The organism is uncultured Alloprevotella sp., from assembly GCF_963536905.1.
Taxonomy (GTDB): domain Bacteria; phylum Bacteroidota; class Bacteroidia; order Bacteroidales; family Bacteroidaceae; genus Alloprevotella.
The window spans coordinates 24,534-47,752 of record NZ_CAUTBW010000018.1 but is presented as its reverse complement, the minus strand read 5'-3'; the positions used below and the strand labels follow the sequence as shown (position 1 = coordinate 47,752).

11 protein-coding genes are annotated in these 23,219 nt (G+C 46.4%); 5 read left to right on the top strand and 6 right to left on the bottom strand.

The window, feature by feature from the left end; genetic code table 11:
- Positions 1-226 precede the first annotated feature (226 nt).
- Entirely contained in the window at positions 227-1,777 is a 1,551-nt protein-coding gene (locus ABLA33_RS04725) for a peptide MFS transporter (protein WP_347719441.1), read from the top strand.
- A 447-nt stretch (positions 1,778-2,224) separates the two neighbouring features.
- On the opposite strand, the gene ABLA33_RS04720 is transcribed toward ABLA33_RS04725, so the two are convergent.
- From ABLA33_RS04720 to hisS, 5 genes are all read right to left on the bottom strand, one after another.
- Complete coding sequence (locus tag ABLA33_RS04720) at positions 2,225-2,374, bottom strand: hypothetical protein (protein WP_347719440.1); 150 nt, start codon at positions 2,372-2,374, stop codon at positions 2,225-2,227.
- A 31-nt stretch (positions 2,375-2,405) separates the two neighbouring features.
- Positions 2,406-3,551: a hypothetical protein gene (locus ABLA33_RS04715; protein WP_347719439.1), complete on the bottom strand. Its 1,146-nt coding sequence runs from the start codon at positions 3,549-3,551 to the stop codon at positions 2,406-2,408.
- 305 nt (positions 3,552-3,856) lie between these two features.
- The gene (locus ABLA33_RS04710) at positions 3,857-8,278 is read right to left on the bottom strand and encodes a LamG-like jellyroll fold domain-containing protein (RefSeq protein WP_347719438.1); all 4,422 of its coding nucleotides are present in this window, start codon (positions 8,276-8,278) and stop codon (positions 3,857-3,859) included.
- Positions 8,279-8,813: 535 nt separating this feature from the next.
- Complete coding sequence (locus tag ABLA33_RS04705; protein WP_347719437.1) at positions 8,814-12,260, bottom strand: hypothetical protein; 3,447 nt, start codon at positions 12,258-12,260, stop codon at positions 8,814-8,816.
- Positions 12,261-12,788: 528 nt separating this feature from the next.
- Complete coding sequence (hisS, locus tag ABLA33_RS04700; RefSeq protein WP_347719436.1) at positions 12,789-14,141, bottom strand: histidine--tRNA ligase; 1,353 nt, start codon at positions 14,139-14,141, stop codon at positions 12,789-12,791.
- A 638-nt stretch (positions 14,142-14,779) separates the two neighbouring features.
- On the opposite strand from hisS, the gene ABLA33_RS04695 reads away from it, so the two are divergent.
- Positions 14,780-16,021, top strand: a complete 1,242-nt coding sequence (locus ABLA33_RS04695) for a GTP-binding protein (protein ID WP_347719435.1) — start codon at positions 14,780-14,782, stop codon at positions 16,019-16,021.
- 90 nt (positions 16,022-16,111) lie between these two features.
- Here ABLA33_RS04695 and ABLA33_RS04690 read toward each other — a convergent pair whose 3' ends face one another.
- A complete protein-coding gene (locus tag ABLA33_RS04690) occupies positions 16,112-19,474 on the bottom strand; it encodes a discoidin domain-containing protein (protein ID WP_347719434.1) in 3,363 nt (1,120 codons plus the stop codon).
- A gap of 245 nt (positions 19,475-19,719) precedes the next feature.
- Between ABLA33_RS04690 and sufC the strand changes: the two genes are divergently transcribed.
- The 3 genes from sufC to ABLA33_RS04675 all read left to right on the top strand — a co-directional run bounded on the left by sufC (position 19,720) and on the right by ABLA33_RS04675 (position 23,207).
- Entirely contained in the window at positions 19,720-20,475 is a 756-nt protein-coding gene (sufC, locus tag ABLA33_RS04685; protein ID WP_311490757.1) for a Fe-S cluster assembly ATPase SufC, read from the top strand.
- Positions 20,472-21,776, top strand: coding sequence for a Fe-S cluster assembly protein SufD (gene sufD, locus ABLA33_RS04680; protein WP_347719433.1), 1,305 nt, complete (start codon positions 20,472-20,474; stop codon positions 21,774-21,776). The genes sufC and sufD overlap by 4 nt, the downstream gene beginning before the upstream one ends.
- Before the next feature lie 210 nt (positions 21,777-21,986).
- Positions 21,987-23,207 (top strand): cysteine desulfurase, encoded by a 1,221-nt coding sequence (locus ABLA33_RS04675; protein WP_347719432.1) that lies wholly within the window; start codon positions 21,987-21,989, stop codon positions 23,205-23,207.
- Positions 23,208-23,219 lie beyond the last annotated feature (12 nt).

Genomic DNA, 23,219 nt, shown 5'->3' with positions numbered 1-23,219 from the left:
AATTCGCTCCATTCGCCTAATTCGTAAAATTCGTGTTCCCTTACCATTTCAGCAACTAAAATCAATTCAAAATAAATACGTCACTTTTTACAACTTTAGAAAGAATGAAAATATTTATAATAAAATAAATTCGCTCCATTCGCCTAATTCGTAAAATTCGTGTTCCCTTACCATTTCAGCAATTAAAATCAATTCAAAATAATTTCTAACCACAACAAAACAAAGTATGTTTGAAAATCAACCAAAAGGATTGTATGCGTTGGCTTTGGCCAACACAGGCGAGCGCTTCGGCTATTACACGATGCTTGCCATCTTCGCGCTTTTCATGCAGGCCAAGTTTGGATGGACAGAGTCAGAAGCAGGACAAGTCTACGCCATCTTCCTCGCTGTAGTGTATTTTGCTCCACTCCTCGGAGGTATGCTGGCCGACAAGATTGGTTACGGCAAGTGTGTCACCCTCGGTTTCGCCACTATGTTCCTTGGTTATCTCGGACTGGCTATCCCGACAGGCGCCGATGAAATGGGCAAAATTGCCATGTTTGCAGGTCTCGCTTGCGTATCGCTGGGTACGGGTCTTTTCAAAGGCAATCTGCAAGTACTGGTAGGTAATCTTTACGATAGCCCGCAGTACGCATCCAGCCGCGATTCAGCTTTTAGCCTCTTCTATATGGCTATCAATCTCGGCTCTATGTTTGCCCCCTCAATGGCCAAATGGATTACGAATCTCTATTTAGGTCAGTATGGCTTCGTTTATGATGCAGCGAACCAAGATCCGGCTTATCTCAAGGCGTTATATGGTGCCTACGGTCTTTGCTTCGGTGTGGCTTGTATTTCGCTGATTTTCTCCGCCGTTGTGTACTTTGCCTTCCGCGGCTGGTTCAAACATGCTGACATCACTGCTAAACAAGCTAAGGAATCTAAGCAGGAAGTGGAAGAACTCACTCCGAAACAAACCAGAGATCGCATTGTTGCCCTCCTGCTTGTCTTCGGTGTGGTTATCTTCTTCTGGATGGCATTCCACCAGAACGGTTCTGCACTGACTTTCTTTGCTAAGAAATACACCAACCTCTCCGTATCTGGTTCGATGCGTATCTGGTTCAACATCTTCAGCTTGGCCTTGATTGCTCTTTCTGTGTACACTGGTATCGGTGTTTTCCAATCCAAGACGGGAAAGAACAAGGTGCTATGCGGCGTTGTCACACTTCTGGCATGGGCTGGAGCTATCGCTCTCTTCATGAACATGGAAGATCCCACCATGTCGCAGCCGTCCGACTTCCAACAGTTCAACCCCTTCTTCGTCGTTGCACTGACACCGTTTAGCATGCTCTTCTTCGGCTACTTGGCAAAGAAGGGACATGAGGTGAGCGCTCCCGCACGTATTGCTTTGGGTATGTTCGTGGCAGCAGTGGGCTTCGCTGTCATCACATTGGCGTCTACCAACTTGATTTCTCCGATGGACTTGGGCGACAAGACACAAAGCATCCTTTCACCGAGCTGGCTGATCTCCACCTATTTCACCCTCACGTTAGCTGAGTTGCTACTTTCGCCCATGGGTATCTCCTTTGTGAGCAAGGTGGCTCCTCCCAAATACAAGGGGTTGATGATGGGCGGCTGGTTTGTGGCAACAGCCATTGGTAACTACCTAAGCTCTATCCCCTCAATGCTTTGGAACCGCATCCCACTAATGTACAACTGGGGCATTCTGATTGCTCTCTGCCTTGTCAGTGCCCTCGTGATGTTCGCACTCTTGAAGAAACTCAACAAAATGACGGCTTAATGAATCTATTAGAGAATGCTGCCCACAAAGCAGCATCTCTTTCCGTCGTGCTTCTGTCATGAATCGCACGGAAGCATAAACTTATCTGTCCGCAAAGTCTGAATATAGGCTTTGCGGACATTTTTTATAAAACACTTCACCAAATGGAGCAGTGGTGAAACATACGCTGGAGGAAAACAGAGAGAATACAGAAAGCGGTAAATACCCTTATTGCTTTTGAGAGCACAATAAGGGCGTGAGCTGACATCCTTATTGTATATTCAAACGCTATAAGGAAAACTATAAGAAGATACGCTCCTCGCTAGTATTGCTCATCCCACTTGATTGCTCGTTCAGGGGGCTACTATCATGCAAAAAGGAGGCGCATCATTGATGCGCCTCCTTTCTTAGAATGTATTTGTAAATACCATCTCTACAAGCTAAAGCTGTAGAGGGAGATAGGTATTTTTAGTCTTCTTCGTTCCAGTCTTCACTATTCCATGAACCATGCTGACGAGTGAGTTGGGGACCACCTACTTCATTATTCGCAGAGAGCATCAGACTTGTTTCTACGAAAATACTGTATTCAACAGATGCTGGTTTGATATATACTTTCATATTCTTTATAAGATTTAGCTATTTATAGTTCTTACTTAACGAGTACTTTCTTGCCATTGATGATATAGAGGCCTTTTTGTGCGCTCTGAACGCAGCGACCCTGGAGGTCGTAAACCTGTGTAGCAGCATTGTTAGATGTTACGTTCTGGATGCCTGTAGTAGTATTTCCATTGAAGAGGAAAGCGCGCACGCCACTTGCTGCGGGGAGGGCGAGATAAGCCTTATGAGCACCATTGGTGAAAGCAGCACCATCAGCAGCACCATAATAGAAACCTACAGAATTAGCATCACCAGCCTTGTTCAAAGAGAGCTTATAGTAAACAGCACCACCAGTTGTCAGTGTAGCTTCGTCAGAACCCTTGAGAAGGTTGTCTGTATCTACTTCACCAGCTTCCTGAGAAGCGGCAAAAGTATATTCGCCAGGAGCAGCCTTGAGCACTACGCCTGTAGCAGCAGGAATTGTTTCACCAGCATTGTAAAGATAGCTTTCGTCCAACTTGCCGTTTGTAACTTTATAAGTGTATGCATATACATTTTCAGGAACAACGAGTGCACGATCGCTATAATAGAGAGTTGCATAACCTGTTGCGCCGATATTTACCTTAATCTCTGCTGAAGCAGGTGCATAGTAAACAATCTTTGAGATTTGAACATAGCCATTTTTCTTATTCTTCTTATTAGAAGGTTTCTTGCAATTAAAAACAAGTCGATAGTAAGCATTAGCTCGGGGCGCGGAAATAGCGAATACCAAATCTCCTGCCTTCAGATCTGAAATAGGAGCAGTAATGGTAGTTGGACTACTAAATGCGGTATCATTAGAAATCTGCAACTGAATATTTTTAACTAAATTCGTAGTGATCTTATCAATAGTTACAACAACTTTAGTTAATGCTTTTTCATAGGCAGTACCAGTAGTAATGGTTGCTGTACTTTCTTCCTTGTGTGAACCACATTTAACATACTTCCATACATTACTATAATTACTGAAAGCATTCATTACCCAAGTATCATCACTAAATGTAGCCGTCCACTTTTGATCGTACTGATCACAAGATTCCATCTCTGCCTGCGCAAAATCAAGCGTTTTGTACGCTACCTCCTGCGCATTAACACTCACTCCAACGAGGCTCAAAAGAGCTACGAGGAGCATCATCTTCAAGTTGTAAAACTTCTTCATAATTGGTTTTATTTATTAGGTTTGAATAGTTTCCTTTTATTCCAACTAAACGAGTTATCTGAAAATATTATAGCATTATCTGAATGCAAAAGTAAGCAATTATTTCAGACAAGCACAACATTTTTTAAGAGTTTACAGTTTATGTCCTTACTTTCATAGCTTTAGGAGAACATTTTGATATTTTCCGCTCACTACACACGCCTTCTTTTGTACTAAAAGCAGGTATAAAAAAGTAGCCACAAACGCTACACTTTCTCAGGTGTAATGTTTGTGGCTACAAATAGCCTTAAAGGGTTATTGAGTCTTTACTTTACAAAGACTTTCTTACCGTTCACGATATACAAACCTTGCTGTACTTTCTCCACGCGGCGACCTTGGAGGTCGTAAACAACGGGAGCTTCAGTTTCAGCAGGAGTGATTTCCGGAGTATCAATGCTCGTGTAAGTCCAGTTATCGTTAGAACCCTTACGATTCAGATAGAAGCGATTCACGTTGAACATTGTGTAACCACTCGTGTTGCAGAGCAAACCGAGAGAAACTTCTGTTTCTTCTGGCAAACGGAAGTTGACTTCCATATTGTGCAAACCTGTTGAAGCGATAGCCTTCTGCAACTGCTTAGCATCGGGCAGACTTGCGCCCTTGTTAACAACGAGGTAAGAACCATTAACGCCAGTGAAGTCGTGAGGAATCATACCGAACGTGTAGTAGCCAGCCGGCAGCGTGATGGTTTGATAGAGCTTCAGATTCTTTGCTGAATCGGCGAAAGCAAGTGCACCTGTCATGAGAGAGAGGAGATCATTCTGCTCACGGTCAACAAAGAAGCTCATCTTAACATCGCCCACAGTGGCAACATTTTCTTGTTGCCAGCCAGAACGTTGCGTACCGATTTCAAGACCTGCAAAGCGTGAGCCGTAAGCCTTATTGATTGTTTCGCTCGTATAGAAGAACGGACGCTTGTAGTTAGTGAGATACTTTTCAGTGATTTCTTGAACGCCGTTCTTAGAGAGGCAGAAAGCACCGATAGAGTTGCTCCAAGCATCGCCATCAGGACCGAAGCCTACGCGCTTACCTGTGTGAGCGCCGCTAGCGGCATCTTCCACATCGCCACCACTCTGGTTGAACTGATAGTAGAGCACCAAGTTGTGGTCGCGCTCTGCATCAGCCACCTTCTTAATACTCTGATTAGAGAGTGCGTGCAACTGTTCCTTCGTGAGAGCGGAGTTCCAAATACGGAATTCATCGAGAATACCCTTCATAGGAGCTTCTGCGCTACCAAGGCGGAACTTAGCGGGGAGATTCTGACGGAGATTGACGTTGCCAATCTTGATCTGCTCGATGAGCTGACAGTCGCGATAGAGGTTGCAGTATTCTCCGCTGAAAACAAAGGCATAGTGGTGCCATTCGCCTACGCGATAGAAGTTAGCGCAAGAGGTGTAGTGCTTGTCACCGATGGTGAGGAGCACACTACCATTATAGAGTGTGCGCGTGTAGAAATTCTGGTCGCCCACCTGGTTGTTGTAAGTTGAAACAGGTTGTGCATTAAACCAGTAGTCGATAGTGATGTCGTTATTGCCAGTCGTTGGCAGCGGATTATCGAAGCTAACATATTCAGAAGCAGCCCCCTTGAAGTTGAGACCCGTCTTAGGATCTTCGTTGCTCACTTCCACTGCATTGCGGAGCGTGTAAGTACCCCAACCGCAGTCGTTACCAGCGTCGAGACGGATGTCGTAGCGACCAGGCTCGGTGAAGCGATAGCCGCGGAGCGTTCCTTCATGAACGATCACTGTATCGGCAGAAGAGATTTCCCAGTGCCATTGCGTTGGATCGTGCTGTGAACGGTCGGTCAGACGCACATAAGTGTTACGACGAACAGCACCCTTCTCTACTTCAAAGTTTACAATCGGGTGGAGGTTCAGAACATTGATTCTATGAACACATTCCGTAGAACCTGCACCATTTGTAACGGTCAGTTTCACGTCATAAACGCCAGGAGTCTTATAAGTAGTGGAGAAGTGCTGAGAGGTTGACGCATTCTTGTCAGATCCCTCTGTTGTCCACGCATACTTAACGCCTTCGAGAGGAGAAGACTGGTTGACAAAAGTCACAGGCGTATTGATGTAAACCTCCTCAGGACCGAAGAAGTTAGCTTTCGGAAGATCCTGAGAAACAACGGTTACGTTCTTAGTGAGAGAGTCGGCTTTACCTGTAGCGTCCTCAACGCGGAGAGAAACCGTCTTCTCACCAGCAGTTTGGAAGATTACCGAAGGCTCGGGAGTATTGTAGTTAGTGGTCTTACTACCGTCTTTCACTGTCCAGTTGAATTTCACAGCGTTACCTGCTGATTCATTGACGAGCTGTACAGCAGCATTGCTATATACAGTGCCTTGAGGGAAGGAGAAATCGGCTTTGAGTGTACGCTTATCTTTGCAATTGGTATTAAGCAAACGTAATGGTGTCTTGCCAATCAGCTCAATCACGTGGTTGTTCGCCTTATCCGTGAGCGCTTGATCAGCTGGTTCGTCCATTGTTACTTCAGCCAAGAGTCCAGGTTCGGTTGCGGGGTTCGCAATCTGCGTGTACATATATTGCTGAATCTGTGTTTGTGAACGAGCGGTGCTCCAAATGCGAACTTCATTGAGCTCACCGCGGATACCTTCATTACCATCACGACCTACAACAAAGTCGCCGAAGCCTCCAAGACCTTCTTTAGGTCCTGCCACCTCGCCTTGCTTAACGCCATTGATATAAGCTGTAGCCTTCTTGCCGTCGATAACAATGGCGATGTGCTTCCAACCATTGGGCAGAAGCGTGCTACGACGCGTTGTTGCCTTGTTGTTATTGTCCCAACCAAAGACTACTTGACCCTGAGCATTGCCACAGATGAGGAAGTCGCCCCATCCTGGACCCACTTGCTGACCATTTTCTACACAATCGATAGGTCTGAGCCAGTATTCAATAGTTGCTTGTTTGTATGTCTTCTTGAAGAGATCCTTGATGCGGATACCACCTCCGAAGAACTTACGCGTGAAGTCGGCAGTAGCCGTAGTGCCGTGGAAGTCAGTAGGCGTAGCATCCACGCGAGCGGAAGCCATTGCCACACCTTCGTTGTCATAGATAGCTTCTACAGCATAGTTGCCACTTGCTGCTGCTGAAGCTGTGTGAACATCCTTGCCCACTGTTGACATCAGCACGCCATCTTTGTAAATCTTATAGCCTGTGAGCGCATAAGTACATGTTTCGGGATCGTCCCAAGTGAGTTGGTTGTTAGCGTAAACCACATTGCGCGGTTTAGCTATAAACTCGCCAGGCACAGAGAAAGAGATGATAGTGCGTTCGCCCTGTGTTTTGATATCCACGCCGTTGCCGAGGGGGAATGGGATTTCGATACCGGGTTCGCCATGGGTATAATCCATCAGTGAAACGGCTTCTACCTTACCCACACCATTAGCTGTGCTCTTGGAATCGATAACAAAGAAGTATTTAGCGGGTTTAGAGGGGTCGAGCACTGCAGAGAGGTCTGTTATATCATAGCCAAACTCCATTGCTTCTTTGTGGACACCATCTGCCCAACGGCCCAACATCGGAGTTTCTGCATCTACTCCATCGCCATCGCCATCACCAGCATAGTTGAAATGCTCCATCTGGATTTCTTGTTCAGGCACAGTGGCTGAGGTGTCGGCTGCGATACCGGCTTTCAAGCTCAACTCACTACGCTTGGAATAAGCCATACGGATTTTGAGAGTCTTGAGCGGACGATAGTTCTTACGAACGTAATAAATCTCGGGCTTATAGTAGCCTCCGCTTGTCCCAACAGGAACCGCGTGCTTATAAGGGCAGTAGATGAAACCGTTGTTAGCCCACCAAGGACTCCAACTGTTGACGATAATCCATGCGCCAACTTCGTCCTTGTCCTTTTCGCCCGCTATACCGTTGCCGTCGAGGTCGAACTCGATGCGATCGTCGTAGCCCACAATGGTAAGAGCGTGGTCCACTTGCTTACCCCAACTCTTGACAAACTGCTTACCAGCAACACCGATACTTCTGTTTTTTTCTGTGTACGGAATAGGTTTCCAGTCGCCACCGCTGGCCACACCGATACCGCAGATACCACCACGTCCCTCAAAGTCGGGGTCGCCATTGTGGTTCCAGAGCCAGTTTTTCACAGCCTCACGACCTTCTTCAGTCTCAACAGAGAGAGGGAAATTGGCTGAGCGGCTAATGCGGTTGTGCATGGCTTCAAACCATTTGTCGTAGCCTTGCATCCAACCGAAATCATTGCTTTCGCAAACTTGATTACCAAAAAGGCGAGAATAGGTATTACCACCATAAGTCACAGAATTGGGGATACCATTGGCGCGTGCCATTCCTTCCTTACCGGAATTGGAATTGGTAAGCAGCCAAGTGAAGTGGGTGGGATACTGGTTCTCGGGCTTTTTGCCGTCTGCATTCCTATAAGCGTTAATCTCATAGGTGAACATGTAATAAATACGAGAGGCCGAACCACATGAACCGCCGTCCTGATTGACAACGGGAGGGAAACAACGAGATTCCCCGTTATTCACATGATCGGGTCGCTGAGTAGGTCCTCTACGCGCGCGCAAAGTAGGGTCAGCTTTCGTTACGGCAGTGTAGTCTGGATACTTCGTATAGTCCACATCTTGTGCAACTGCCGAAAGTGAAAGACTTACTCCTGCCAGCACTAATAAGTGCTTGGAGATTTGTTTCATAGGTAATTATTTGTGTAGTATTGCTTTCTCGGGGTGCTAAAATACAGATTATAGGCAGAAAAAACAAGCAATAATAAGCTTTTTCGAATATATACAAAGAGTTACCTTTAACTTTTAACAAAATAAAAATGTTCATAAAAGCAGTGAGGGCTTCGCAACGGCTTCCCAAGCGGCTGCAAGCCATAATTATAGTTATGTAGAAGCAAACTAAAAATACAATAAGGATATCAGCTGACAGCCTTATTCTGTCAGCCGACGCCCTTATTGTATTCTCAAACGCAATAAGGATATTTACGATGGTGCATATTGTAGTACTGCGCCTCTGTTAGATCTTTTTTTTCAGAAACTCCAAGGAAAGATTCTTTGTAAGGTTATTCTTTGATTTTAACAGACGACTGTGCTCGAGCATTAACAAACGCTCGAGTGGGAGAAAATGTGCTAAACATTTTCCGAGAGAGGAGGCTTCACAGAAAGGAAACAAAAAAGGCCGCCCACATTGGGGCGACCTTCTGAAAAGTTATAGAGATGTCTCGAATTACTTAACGAGAACCTTCTTGCCGTTGATGATGTAGAGACCCTTCTGAGCCTTCTGAACTTCACGACCCTGGAGATCATAGATCTTACCAGACTTCACAACGTTGAGCACTGCGCTATTGATACCAGTTACGAGATCTGGGTCAATGTTTACAGAGTAGTCACCGTTTCCAGTGAACTCACCGAGGTTAGTGAAGTAACCATCGTTAGCGCGGCTAGTTGCGTCCTTCTCAGCCTTGAGGAAGGTAGTACCCTGTGCGTTGAGAACAACAGCCGTTGCAGGAAGAGCAACAGGAGCCAAAGTACCAGCGAATGCAGCACCAGTCGTAGCATTCGTATAAGTAACCGGAGTCAGCGTGTAGTTGATAGCCTCGAGAGAAGCAGCAGAGAGAGAAATCTCAACGCCTTCTTCACCTGCGTTAGGAACAACTAAGAGCGGAGTGCCAGCAGGAACAGAAGCAGAAACTTCAGCAAATTCCATTGTACCCTTTGTCTTGTTCAGACCGAGAGGCAAGTAGATCTTACCACCTTCAGGAGCGTCGAGAACGTCGAACGGAAGAGTAACGATAGCAGGTGAGGTCATATCTAGGTAGTATGCGCGATTCCAGTCAGTAGCCTCTTCGAAGAAGAAAGCAGAGTTGTCTGTACCAGAAGCAGAGTTCCAAGTAACAACAGTCTTAGTACCTGGTTTAGCATTAGCAAATACATTGTCAGCCTGAACGAAGTTGAACAAACCACCAACCTTAGCAGAACGCAGGTTCATAGCAGATGAATCTGCATCGAGGCGCATGAACATACCCATGTTATTAGTTGGCTGAGTTGCCATATAAGTACCTGTTGCAGCATTCATGAAGCTATATGAGCTAGGACCATTCTTAACAGCCTTCCAGATGAAGTTCAGACGAGCACCATCAGAGAGGTGAGCATCCTTACCCTTAGAAGCATCGAAACCACCCCAGCGGATCTGAGCCTTGCTATTATCAGTAGTGTAAACGTAGTTGTTAGCAGCTTCACCTGTAGTAGCACACTTGATGTAGTAGTACTTACCATTTTCAGGCATGTGCAACTTAGCGTTGAAAGCAGCAACAGCAGTGTTGAGTTGTTCAGTGAGAGACTGAATCTGAGCAGCAGTCATCACATCGTCAGATACCTGGTTAGCAACAGCTTCTGCAGCAGCAGTGAGTTGTGCACCAGCACCTACTTCGAAGAAACCGAGACCTTCGCCTTCAGCAGCAGCAGCAGCCTGAGCCTTTGCTTCAGCAATAGCGCTGGTCAACTTAGACTTGTTAGGAACAGCAGCAACATAAGCATCGTAAGCAGCCTTGAGGGCATCATACTGAGCCTGAGTAACAGCAGTGCCTGCATTGATGAGAGCCAAAGCAGCAGTCATCTGATTGTTCAGATTGTTCTTAGCAGTAGCGTCGAGAACACTATTGATTGACTTAGCAGCATCAACAGTTGCGCCGTCATAGATACGGAGCTCACCGATATGGAAGAAGTCATAACCATTCAAAGACTGAGAACCAGTGGACTCAAGACAAACGATGCGGAAGAACTTGTAAGCAGCAGAGAGGTTTGCACCTACGAGTGCTACAGCGTTCTTTACAGTATCGTTACCTACTACACCTGTACGGTTGTAGTTAACACCGAATACGCCAGCATCAGTCCAACCAGCAGTAGTATCGTTAGAAACTTCGAGACGGAAGCTTCTCAAGTGGTTGTAGCTAGCATTGGTACGCTTAGCGAACTGGAAGAGCGGATTCTGGATTGCAGAAGGCAACTCAACCTGCAAGTAGTGAGGTTCAGCAATCGTACCCTTCCAAGCTGTGTGGAAGTACCAGTTGTTATTACCCTGGCTAGAAGCAGCAGTAGCAATACCGTCGATGAGACCTTCAAAAGTACCTTCGCTTGCTTCCTTAGCATTAGAAGAGAACTGAGAAGCATCTGTTGCACTACCTGGGTCGTCGAACATAATAGTAGAACCATCAGCAGAGAGGTTCTGACCAGAAGAGAGCTTATAGAAGTTGTTGTCAGTGTAAGCAGCAGCTGCATTGTTGTAAAGCTTCTTGAAGTTAACGTTCAGCTGAGCCTGAGCAACGCTATCGTTATAAGCCTTAACTTGAGATTCGAGAGCTGTGATGACAGCATCAGCAACGGGGATGATTGTCCAAGCAGAAGGTTCGGAAGCAGCTTCCCAACCTACGATACGACCCTTACCAGAACCGCCCTCTTCGTGGAGGAAACCATAAGTACCAGTCTTAACGGGACCGATAGCAAACTTAGAAGCGTCGAGCGTGCTAGAAACGAACTTGTAAGCAGGTGCGTTTTCAGCAACAGTTTGAACCAATGTAGAAGTTTGTACATTAGAAGCATAGTTCTTTGACAAGAAGTTCTGAACACGATAAGTGTCTTTGTCTTCAGCAGCAGAAACCTTCCAGATGTAAGCAGCATCAGCAATGGTATACGTTGTAGGAACTTCCCAGTTCATCCAATAGAGAGCCTTGTCCTTTTCGTAGATACCAGCAGAAGCACCACGGCCTGTGCTAGTGAATACGTAGTAACCAGCCTTCATCGGAATACGAGCAGCGATATAAGCTTCGTAAGCGGTCTTGAGTTCAGCAGCTTTCTGCTCGCAAGCAGTAGCATCGGTTGCACCGTTGTTGAGCTGGTTAACAGCAGCATCGTAAGCAGCCTTCATCGCATTCTGCTGTGCTTCAGAAACACAACCTACATTTTCACCCGTAGGATAGAGCTCGCTAGTACCACTTGGGAAGAGGTCAGTGATTACAGCCTCGAGGAGAGCACTACCAGCCTTAGCCGTTACAGTGTAAACGTACCAAGTATTAGTGTCCTGGTAACCCCAGAATGCAGCAGTCTTAGCATCTGACCACCAAGGAGAGAAGTAAACCTTATTATCAGCATTGATAGGCTTGTTAGCGTAGTCAACGTTGGTGAAGATGTAAGCACCTTCAGGCTTTACTTTGTTGTAGTGAGCTGAGTCATAAACAGCTGTAGTTGTTACATCAGCGTCAGAAGGAACTGTCTCGCCTTTGTAATAGAAGTTCTCGGGATGCTTAGCATAGAAGCGGAAAGCTTTGGCAGTAGAAGAAACATACTCAACGCCACTAGCGTACTGAGGATCTTCCAGATACTTGCCCGTGTTAACCTGCTTCAAGTAGTAAGTCATCACGCCTTTAGAGTCAGCACCTGCCTCTTCGAATGCGTAAACAGCATTCTCGCCAGCAGTTGCAGACTTCACCGAACCACTGAGGTAGTTAGGTGTACCCGCACTAGCAGTATGAAGCACTACTTGCTGTCCCGGAGTGATTTCGGTCACGAACTCGCGGTTCTCAAAACCTGGGACGTCGTAATACTTCTGCGCCTGTGCACTCACGGCACCAACAGCAAACAGCACTGCAGATGCCAGAAAAGTATAGACTTTTCTCATAAGTTTGTAATTAAAGTTAGATTAGATATGAATAGTAAATAATGTCCTTTTTAGTTGTCATGCTTTACACTTTTCGCGACAAAAGTAAATAATAAGATTAGTAAAAACAAACTTTTCCTTTATTATTTGCAAAGTCGACACAACAATGTTTGACTTACGTTTAACAATTATTGAAATAGAAATGTGGCTCAAAACCATAGATTCTCGCACAACGGCGCTCCACCAGAGCCTTACTGACCTTATTTTCTGCGCTTTTCAGAAATCAATCACTTTGAAGTGGGTATGCCTTTCAATATTTTAGACAAACAGAGGTGTAGGATATACAACTACTTCATTATATATAAAGGAATAGCTATAGGGGCTGTTGATAGGAAACAGGAAGAAATCCTCGAGAAGCTCTATTCTGCTCTCGGATGTGTCCTCACAAAAAACATTCCCCATACGCGAGTGCGGTGACACAACGTATGGGGAATGAAATATGTGTATGAGACGGCGGACTCAGCAGAGCCTTGCGCCATCGAGTGGAACTTATCGGATTTTCTCGATGAGTTCTTCAACGGTGAGCGAAGTCTGTTCGCCCGTGAGCATATTCTTCAGCGCCACTTTCTTCTCCTGCATTTCCGTTTCTCCACAAAGGGCCACAAACGGTATTTGCTGGGCGTTGGCGTAGCTCATCTGCTTCTTCATCTTCACACTGTCGGGGTAAACTTCCGTAGAAATACCGGCAGCGCGCGTTTGACGGGCAAGACTCATGCAATATGCCGCTTCCTTTTCGCCAAAATTGATAAACAAAAGTTGCGCTCCTTGTGCCGTATCCTCGGGATAGAGTTCGAGCTGATTGAGTACGTCATAGATGCGATCAGCACCAAAGCTGATGCCCACGCCACTAAGGCCAGGCATACCGAAGATACCCGTAAGGTTGTCGTAGCGGCCTCCGCCTGTGATTGAACCTATTTCCACATCGAGCGCCTTCACTTCGAAGATGCAGCCGGTGTAGTAGTTCAAACCGCGCGCCAAAGTGAGGTCGAGGTCAATCTGATTGACCAGTTCGCCCAGATTATTGAGCACAAACTCCACTTCTGCAACGCCTTTGAGTCCGACCTCGGAATTGGCCAACACCTCACGCATCGTTGCTATTTTCTCTGCATTTGTTCCGCTGAGACTGATGATGGGCTGCAGTTTCTCAACGGCCTCTTGTGTCAGACCATTGGCGAGCAATTCGGCATTCACATTGTCGAGACCAATCTTATCGAGTTTGTCGATGGCCACGGTGATATCCACAATTTTCTCGGCTTCGCCAATCACTTCGGCAATACCGGAAAGAATCTTGCGGTTATTGATTTTGATAGCCACACGTATGCCAAAGCGGTGGAACACCTCGTCTATGATCTGCATCAGCTCCACTTCGTTGAGCAGGCTGTCGGAGCCAACCACGTCGGCATCACACTGATAGAACTCTCTGTATCTACCTTTCTGCGGACGGTCGGCACGCCACACGGGTTGAATCTGATAGCGCTTAAAAGGCATCTGCAATTCCTCGCGGTGCTGCACCACGAAGCGAGCAAAAGGTACTGTCAAATCGTAGCGAAGTCCTTTCTCACAGAACTTAGCAGCCAGGTGTCCAATGTTGTGTTCCTCTAATTCAGCCGGAGTCGTTTTGCTCATGAAATCGCCCGAATTGAGGATTTTGAAGAGAAGTTTGTCGCCCTCTTCGCCATATTTGCCCATCAGCGTGGAAAGGTTCTCCATAGCTGGCGTCTCAATCTGACGGAAGCCATACAGCGCATACACATCGCGAATCGTATTAAAGATATAGTTGCGCTTGGCCATCTCAATGGGAGAGAAGTCGCGCGTACCTTTAGGAATGCTTGGTTTTGCCATAAATCTAAGTTGTTTTATGGTGCAAAAATAGTGTAAAATCAGAGAATTAGAACTACGACAGATAGAAAAAGCACTCCCCCCACTCATTTGGTTCGCACGAATACTTCTCCAAACACTGGTTTATTCACAAGAAAAGATTTGTCAACAAAAGTCTTATTTTTCGACAGTGAGAATCGCGCGAAATCGAGAAAGAACACGTACGATTGCCGCAAAGACTTTTAGAAAACATGGTTTTTATAAGGCTGTTCGTGGATAGAATAAGGCTATCGGCTGACATCCTTATCCTGTCAGCTGACACAATAAGGATATTCTCCAGCACAATAAGGAAACCTACGGGCAAATCCCAACTTGTGGAGCAAAAAACAGTGGTTTTCTTCCCCAAAAAAGCATTTTCACTCTATTTTTTCTGAAAAATCGTCAGGTTTTTCCCTCCCATTTTTCGGCAACTATGGATTTCCGAGAATTTTCGACTGTATCGACCATTTTTCCGCTCAAAGAGTGTTGTCAACAAAAGGACACTTTTTCGCTTACGTTTCCACACCTCTTCATTCATAAAGTTTGCATTGATTTTAGGCACACTTTATGCTTTTAGCCGTTTTCTGCATAACTTTGCAGAAAGAACAAATAAGACTAAAAACATGATAGAACAAACTCCCGTTCTGCTGCTGACAGGCTACCTGGGCAGCGGAAAAACCACACTCGTCAACCGCATTCTGACGAACAGCAACGGCATCAAATTTGCCGTAATAGTAAACGATATCGGCGAAGTAAACATCGATGCCAGCCTCATTGAGAAAGGCGGTATCGTGGGCAAGAAGGACGACAGCCTTGTGGCTCTTCAGAATGGTTGCATCTGCTGCACGCTGAAGACGGACCTGATGGAACAAGTTCACGACATTACGAGCCTGAAGAAATTCGACTACATAGTGATTGAGGCCAGCGGTGTTTGTGAGCCGGCTCCTATCGCACAAACACTTTGCAGTATTCCCACCATGTATCCAGCCATGGTCAAAGACGGTATTGCTCGTCTGGATTGCATTGCTACCGTTGTGGATGCGCTTCGCCTACGCGATGAGTTCAACAGCGGAGAGGACTTGCAGCGCAAAAACATCGATGAGGAAGATATCACCAATCTCGTGATTCAGCAAGTGGAATTCTGCAATATAATTCTTCTCAACAAAGCCTCGGAAGTGACGCCGGAGGAATTGGCAAAAATCAAGGAGATTCTGCGTGCATTACAACCGAAAGCAGAAATCATTGAGTGCGACTACGGCAATGTTGACCTCAACAAACTGCTCAATACTCAGCTCTTCAACTTCAAAACAGTGGCTTCATCTGCCACTTGGTTGGCCGAACTGGAGAAACCACAAGAGGAGCACCACGAGGGAGAAGAGGAGCACGAACACCATCACCACGAAGAGGAGCACCATCATGAGGAGCACGAGCATCATCATGACCATTGCCATCACCATCATCACCACCACGACCACGAAGGTGGTGAAACGGAAGAATACGGCATTGGCACATACGTCTACTATCGTCGTCAGCCGTTCGAGTTGTCGCTCTTCGACGACTTTGTGGCGCGCCATTGGCCCAAGGGTATCATCCGCGCCAAGGGTATTTGCTGGTTCCGCGACGAACGCAATATTTGCTATGTGTTTGAACAAGCGGGCAAGCAAGTAGGGTTGAGCAGCATCGGACAATGGTATGCCACGATGCCCGAGGACGAATTGCGCGACATGATGGATCGCGAGCCAGGTCTGCGCCGCGACTGGGACGAGAAGTATGGCGACCGTATGCAAAAAATTGTCTTTATCGGTCAGCACCTCGACCGCGAGGAAATTGACCGCCTATTGGATAAATGCCTCGTGAAGGAATAAACACACGGGCGAGTATAGAAATATCCCCGAAAGTTGAGCAGTTGCCAACTTTCGGGGATATATTTATAAGTAGGATGATTCTATCTTAAACTACTTCACCACAACTTTCTTGCCATTGATGATGTAGAGGCCCTTCTGTGCCTTCAGCACGCGGCGGCCTTGGAGATCATAGATGACAGCATTCTGCTGAGGAACAACAGTCTGCGTAATGCCTGTAACGGTGAAGCCCTCAACCGGAACAGAATACTCAGCCTTGGCAGTCAGCATAGGAACTGTGAAGTCAAGATAAGCAGAGTTAGCACCCAGAACGTCTTCGCTCGTTGCAACAATAATCTTGCCTTTGCTAAACAAACCATATCCAGCCTTCATCGGCGTTCTGTCGAGCGTACCACAAAGACCATTCACGGAATGACCTTCATAGCTATAGTTGAAGTCCTTGAGAGAAGTAGCCGTTGGGAAGAAGTTGGCACCATACAAGTTTTCGTTGATCACTACGATAAACGGAGTGCCCGCTGGGATTCTATCCGTAGCAGCATACGCCGTAAGCTCGAGCGTTGTTGTCTCACCTTCTTTGAAGAGACCTGCCACCTTGTAGAGCGTACCTTCATCGCCGATAGAAGCTTCAACCTCATAAGGCAATGTGCAAGGCGTTGGGCGTTGTGCCGTAAAGCCTAAGAAAGAACTTTCACCCCATGCAGTGGCTTTTTCGATAGTGAAATAAGAGTCAGCACTTGAACCGTTGTCTGAGAAAACTATATCGCCACGAGTGTAGAAGCGGAGATATGTTCCAACACCTAAGTTCATCTGGAAACTGGAAGCCTTTGGCGCACCTTCCAACAAGAGGTTGATAGGAGTTTCTGAACCAGGGGCAGCCAAACGAAGGTCGTTTTCTTTAGAAGAAGCCTTGGTGGTGCGACCTGCCATATAGAGACCTGTACCGATATTCTTGAAAGAATAAGAGCCATCAGCGTTAGCCGTTACCAGCCACATATAGTTGAGACGATTGTTCAAGTTGGCATCTTCGCCATCTTCGGCAGAGTAGCCACCCCAACGCAATGTCGACTGCGTACTGTTGCTTCCTGCATAAACAAACTGCTTGTTGACAGAAGCCGTAGTAGAGTTGGCGCGGAAGAATACGATGTCGCCCGTTGCTGGTTTGTGGAGCGCTGCATCAAAAGCCTTAGCGGCCTCAGCAAGTTGAGACTTAGCATTCTCGAGGAGTGCCATTGTTTTATAGTCGTCAACGTGGTTTGCAACAGCATCTAAAGCAGCTTGGAAAGTATCCTTAGCTCCAGCAGTGTATTCACCAAAGTTGTCGCCTTCTACAGCTGCATTAGCAAGAGTCTTCAACTTAGCAATCTCTGCCTTCAATGCTGCGGGATCTGGATAAACGGCCTTATAGGCTTCAAAAGCAGCCTTGAGAGCATCGACACCTGCCTGTGTTGCAGTGCCAGAAGCTATAGCTGTGGCAGCAGCTGTGAGCTGATCTACAAAGTTCTTACGAACGGTTTGATCTACATTTTCAGCCAATGAGTGGTCTTTATCATACGCAGCTTCATAGATACGAAGTTCACCGAGATAGAAATAGAGATTACCTTTTGCACGAGCACTACCGAGATTACTCTCCACCTGCAAACGAACATAGCGATACTTCTCTCCATCTTTAAAGGCTACAGATGTACGGCCAATATAGTTGGCAATTTTTGTATTATCAATAGTGGCAGAATCTGTAAAGGAGAAAGAAACCAAAGATTGTTCTACCCAATTGATCGAATCGTTAGAAGCGAAAACACGAACCTTTAAGGGCAAACCGCCTGGATTGGCATTGTAACGCTTAGCATACTTCAGTGTGATTGCACCAACAGCTTTTTCGAGATCAGCTGTCAGACAGGCGTATTTAACATCGGGTAGGGCAACGCTCCAAGCCGTATGGAAGAATGTCTTTAAGTCGCCATCAACGAGACCAGCAATAGGACCTTCGCTCGGTTCTTGCGCATTAGTAGATAGTTGAGCAGCCTTTGTCACTAAACCATCAACCGTGGCAGGATAATCACCAACAGTGGCGGCGGAGCTATAGGCCAAACCTTTCTGATAGTATCCAGAAGCTTGTTCGTAGAGTTCTGTCAGATGCTTCTTAGCCTGTTCTTGTTCGAGAGCAGCCTGAAGGGCATCAACGTCTTCTTGAGAGATACGGAAAAGCTGCCAAGCTGAATTCTTATGAGAAGAATCCCAGAACACAACAGTATTAGCACCGCTCGTATTTGCATGAATCAGCATTTCAGAGCCTTGTGCCTGAAGTGCGAAGTAACCCTTTTGACCTGGGAAATTAAAGATCTCATAGATTTGGTTTTTCTCAGTGACCGTCGGAATAACGGTTGAAAAAGCATTGATAAAACCTGTATAATTACCTGTCAGGTAATTCTGGAGATAGAAATTATTGGGAGTACTATTAGCTGGAACAAGCTTCCATATATAGGCCATATCATTTGCTGTAGGATGCTCGGGACGTGTCCAAGATGCCTTATTAAAGTGCATCTCATTATTAGTTTCAAACATACCAGCAGCATCTCCGCTATTGTTCACAATGAAATAGTAGCCTTCAGTAAATGGGATAATGCTTGCGCGGGCTGCCTTGTAAGCTTTTTCTATGTCAACACAAGCTTTGTTACAAGCTTCCACGTTGGTGCTTGACTCGTTGATGAGTTGTTGTGCACGTTCGAAAACTTCCTGCAAAGCGTCAAACTTATCTTGCGGGATATTACCAGGTTCAGAACCTGCCACAAACTCATCGTTAGTACCAGCAGGAAAGTATTGGTTAAAGACAGCTGAAAGTTTATCAAGTCCCTTCACCTCTTCAACAGCATAGGCATACCAGCAATTGGATTGACTCTGATTGGTGAAGCCAGTAGCTTTCCCAGGAGCGGCAAACATCTGATAGTGGACAGATTTCGTTGGAGCGCCCCAATCAGAGAACGTAAAAATAAGAGCACCTGGATAAGAATCAAAAGTAACTGCTCCCCAATCTGCATCGGCAGGAACTGCGGCAGCATTAGCATAGTTTTCAGAAGTTCTCACATAGAAGGCTTCCGCATTACGCTGTGAAGCTTTCATAGTGAAGAATGCGTAACCATCTTCATTCGTGCCGAGACCTAAATACTTGCCACTGGCAGGATTGAAGAGATAGTACTGGTTTGTAGCCTCATTGGCAACTTGAAATTCCCACACACCATTATCGGTAATTGCAGTCTTCAAATTCTCCGTAAGGGCTGTATCCAGCACGCAAGTAGATGAAGCACGGGCCGCCTGCAAGCAGACCTTCTGACCAGGGGTTATCGTCTTGAGATAATTACCCTCGCCAAACCCTACAGCCGAATAAACGGTCTGAGCACTAGCTACAATGCAGGCAAAAAACATTGCCAGCAGCATTGCAGTCCTCGAATAGAAATGTTTCATAGGGATAAGTGTTAGATATTGTTAGTAGTGTTTTGTTAGAGACTCTCTATTCTTAAAATAGTCCCGTGGCAAATATAAAGATAGTTTTTTCATTATGCAACTATTCTTCACATTCTTCGCATTTTTTTATTTGTTTTCTTTGCCATATTACCTTCTAATTACAGCAGAGCCTTTTGGTGCGTATTTTGTCGTACAGTTTTTTATCTCTATTTTTGCATATAATATACATCTATATAAAATAAGTCATGCTCGAAATAAAAAATCTCCATGCAGAAGTGGAGGGAAAAGCTATTCTTAAAGGAGTTAACTTAACCATCAATGATGGTGAAGTACACGTCCTTATGGGCCCAAATGGTTCTGGCAAGTCTACCTTGTCGAACGTACTGGTGGGCAACCCTAAATACGAAGTCACAGAAGGCAGCATCAGTTTCAATGGTAAGGATCTTTTAGCTATGAAGCCTGAAGACCGCGCCCATGAGGGCATTTTCATGTCTTTTCAAGCTCCTACAGAGATTCCGGGAGTTTCTATGACCAACTTCATGCGTGCCGCCGTCAATGCAAAACGCACCTATTTCGGTCAAGAGCCTATGAGCGCGAGCGATTTTCTTAAACTCTTGCGTGAGAAACGCAAACTCGTTGGACTCGATGCTCATTTCATGGGACGTGGTGTGAACGAGGGCTTCAGTGGCGGTGAGCGCAAGCGCAACGAGATATTCCAAATGGCAGTACTCGAACCCACTTTCAGTATTCTCGACGAGACTGACTCTGGACTCGATGTGGATGCATTGCGCATTGTGGCAGAGGGCTTTAATCAACTCCGCACGGAGAAGACGAGCGCCATGGTCATCACCCACTACCAGCGTATGCTCGACTATCTCAAGCCCGATTTCGTTCACGTTCTTGTCAACGGACGAGTTGTGCGTAGCGGCAGTGCCCAACTGGGTTACGACATCGAGGAGAAAGGTTTCGAATGGATTATTGAAGAAGCAGAAAAACAATGAGTGCCATCCAACAATATCTGGACTTGTTCGCTTCGCAGCGTACTGTGATTGAGGAAGGTTCCTGCCCGGTAATGAATGCAGAACGACAAACTGCTTTCGACAACTTGCAGCAGCACGGACTTCCTACACAGAAAGTGGAGCGTTATAAATACACCGACTTAGAAAAGGTTTTAGCACCCGACTATGGTTTGAATCTCAAACGGATTCCGCTAAGTGTTGATCCCTACGAAGTTTATCGTTGCAGCATTCCTAAGATGAGTGCCGATGTGGCTTACGTGGTCAACGACACTGTGGTTCCTGCAAAACTTTCTTTCAGAGAAAATGCAGAATTCATCAAACCCTACTACAATCGCTTGGCCACCCAGCAACGCGACGCTGTATCGGAGCTAAACACGATGCTGGCACAAGATGGGATTTTGATTCATATCCCTGCTGGTAAGAAACTGGAACGCCCGCTGCAAATAGTCAATGTCAGTGCGGCCACTATTGATTTTATGTCGAACCGCCGCGTTCTCATCGTGGCAGAAGAGGGAGCAGAAGGTACAATTCTCTTTTGCGATGAAAGCCCCACAGAGCAACGCAGCCTCACAACGCAAGTCGTTGAAATCTTTGCAGGGAAAAATTCAAAACTGCATCTCTATTCGTTAGAAGAAACGGCTGACACACATACGCACCTCAGCAATATGTACATAGAGCAGCAGGAGCGGAGCGAAGTAACTTTCAACGGCATGACTCTCCATAACGGCACAACGCGCAACTTGATGGACGTTCACCTCGTTGGGCGCCACGCCGCCATCAATGCTTATGGCGCAGTGATTGCAAATGCACAAGAACACGTGGACAATAATATCCTCATTGACCACAACGCCGAAGAGTGCACCAGCGACTTACTCTACAAATACGTACTCGATGACAAAAGCGTAGGCGCTTTTGCAGGAAAAGTTCTCGTTCAAGCAGGCGCACAAAAAACGGCCTCTCAGGAAACAAACTCCAACCTTTGTGTCAGTCCGGACGCCCGTGCTTATGCTCAACCCATGCTCGAAATCTACGCAGATGATGTGAAGTGTAATCACGGATCTACGGTTGGAAAGCTCGATGAAAATGCACTTTTCTATATGCGTCAGCGGGGTATTCCCGAACAGGAAGCCCGCCTATTGCTCCAGCACGCTTTCATTAACGATGTTCTTCAACACGTCACGCTCGAACCTTTGCGGGAACGCCTCTCCCATTTGGTTGAACTCCGTTTTCGCGGAGAATTGCGTCATTGCGACGGCTGCAAGATGCAAGACATCTGTAATTAAACTTTTTTGTTTTAATGCTAATATAATGTGCTAATGTGCTAATGAGAAAATGTGCTAATGAACCTACGGGCTACAGCATTAGCACATTAGCACATTCCCATATTAGCACATTCCTCGCATTAACACATTCCCACTTTTCTCACATTAGCACATTCCCCACATTAGCACATTAGCACATTTCCACATTCCCCACATTAGCACATTAAAGAAATGAATACATATATTGATTCGAAAGTTCGGGCCGACTTTCCAATTCTCTCCCGAATGGTCTATAATCGTCCGTTGATTTATTTAGACAATGCGGCCACTACGCAAAAACCGCAGTGTGTCATTGATGCTATTTCAGAGGAATATCAGAGCGTGAACGCCAATGTTCACCGCGGCGTACACTACCTTTCCCAGAAAGCAACCGAACTTCACGAAAACGCTCGTGAGCGCGTTCGTCAGTTCATCAACGCCCACTCCACATCAGAAATCCTCTTCACGCGCGGCACAACTGAAAGCCTCAACCTCATGGCCAGTTCCTATGGCGAGGCATTTTTGAAAGAAGGCGATGAAATCCTCATCAGCGAAATGGAACACCATTCCAATATTGTGCCGTGGCAAATGCTGTGTGAACGCAAAGACTGTCGAATCAAAGTGATCCCTTTCAACAAGAAAGGAGAGATTGAGATGGAGAAGTATGAAAAACTCTTCACCGAACACACGCGCCTCGTTTGCGTGGCTCATGTTAGCAACACGCTCGGAACGGTCAATCCTGTTAAAGAGATGGGGCGCATCGCTCATGCACACGGGGCACATATCCTCGTAGACGGCGCACAGAGTGTTCCCCATTTCAATGTAGATGTTCAAGATCTCGATTGCGATTTCCTCGCCTTCAGTGGTCACAAAGTTTACGGCCCTACCGGCATTGGTGTTCTCTACGGTCGCGAATCGCTATTGGAGCAGATGCCGCCCTATCAAGGCGGTGGAGAAATGATTAGCCGCGTAACGTTCGAACACACCACTTACGAGAAACTCCCCTACAAATTTGAAGCAGGCACGCCCGACTATGTCGGCTCACACGCCTTGGCCGTTGCGCTCGACTATGTCGACTCTATCGGCATGGACAAGATTCATGCTCACGAACAAGCTCTCACGCGCTATGCTATGCAGCAAATGAGCCAGATTGAAGGTATTCGCCTCTACGGCACCAGCGAGGAGAAAGATGCCGTTGTGGCATTCAACGTGGGCGATATTCACCCGCTCGACATCGGTACCCTACTCGACCGCCTCGGCATCGCTATCCGCACAGGGCACCACTGCGCACAACCCGTCATGGAGCATTATGGCGTGGAAGGAATGTGCCGTGCCAGTTTCGCCCTCTATAGCACACAGGCCGAAGTAGATACACTCATAGCGGGCATCGAAAGAGTAAGAAAAATGTTTTAACCGCAGCACTGC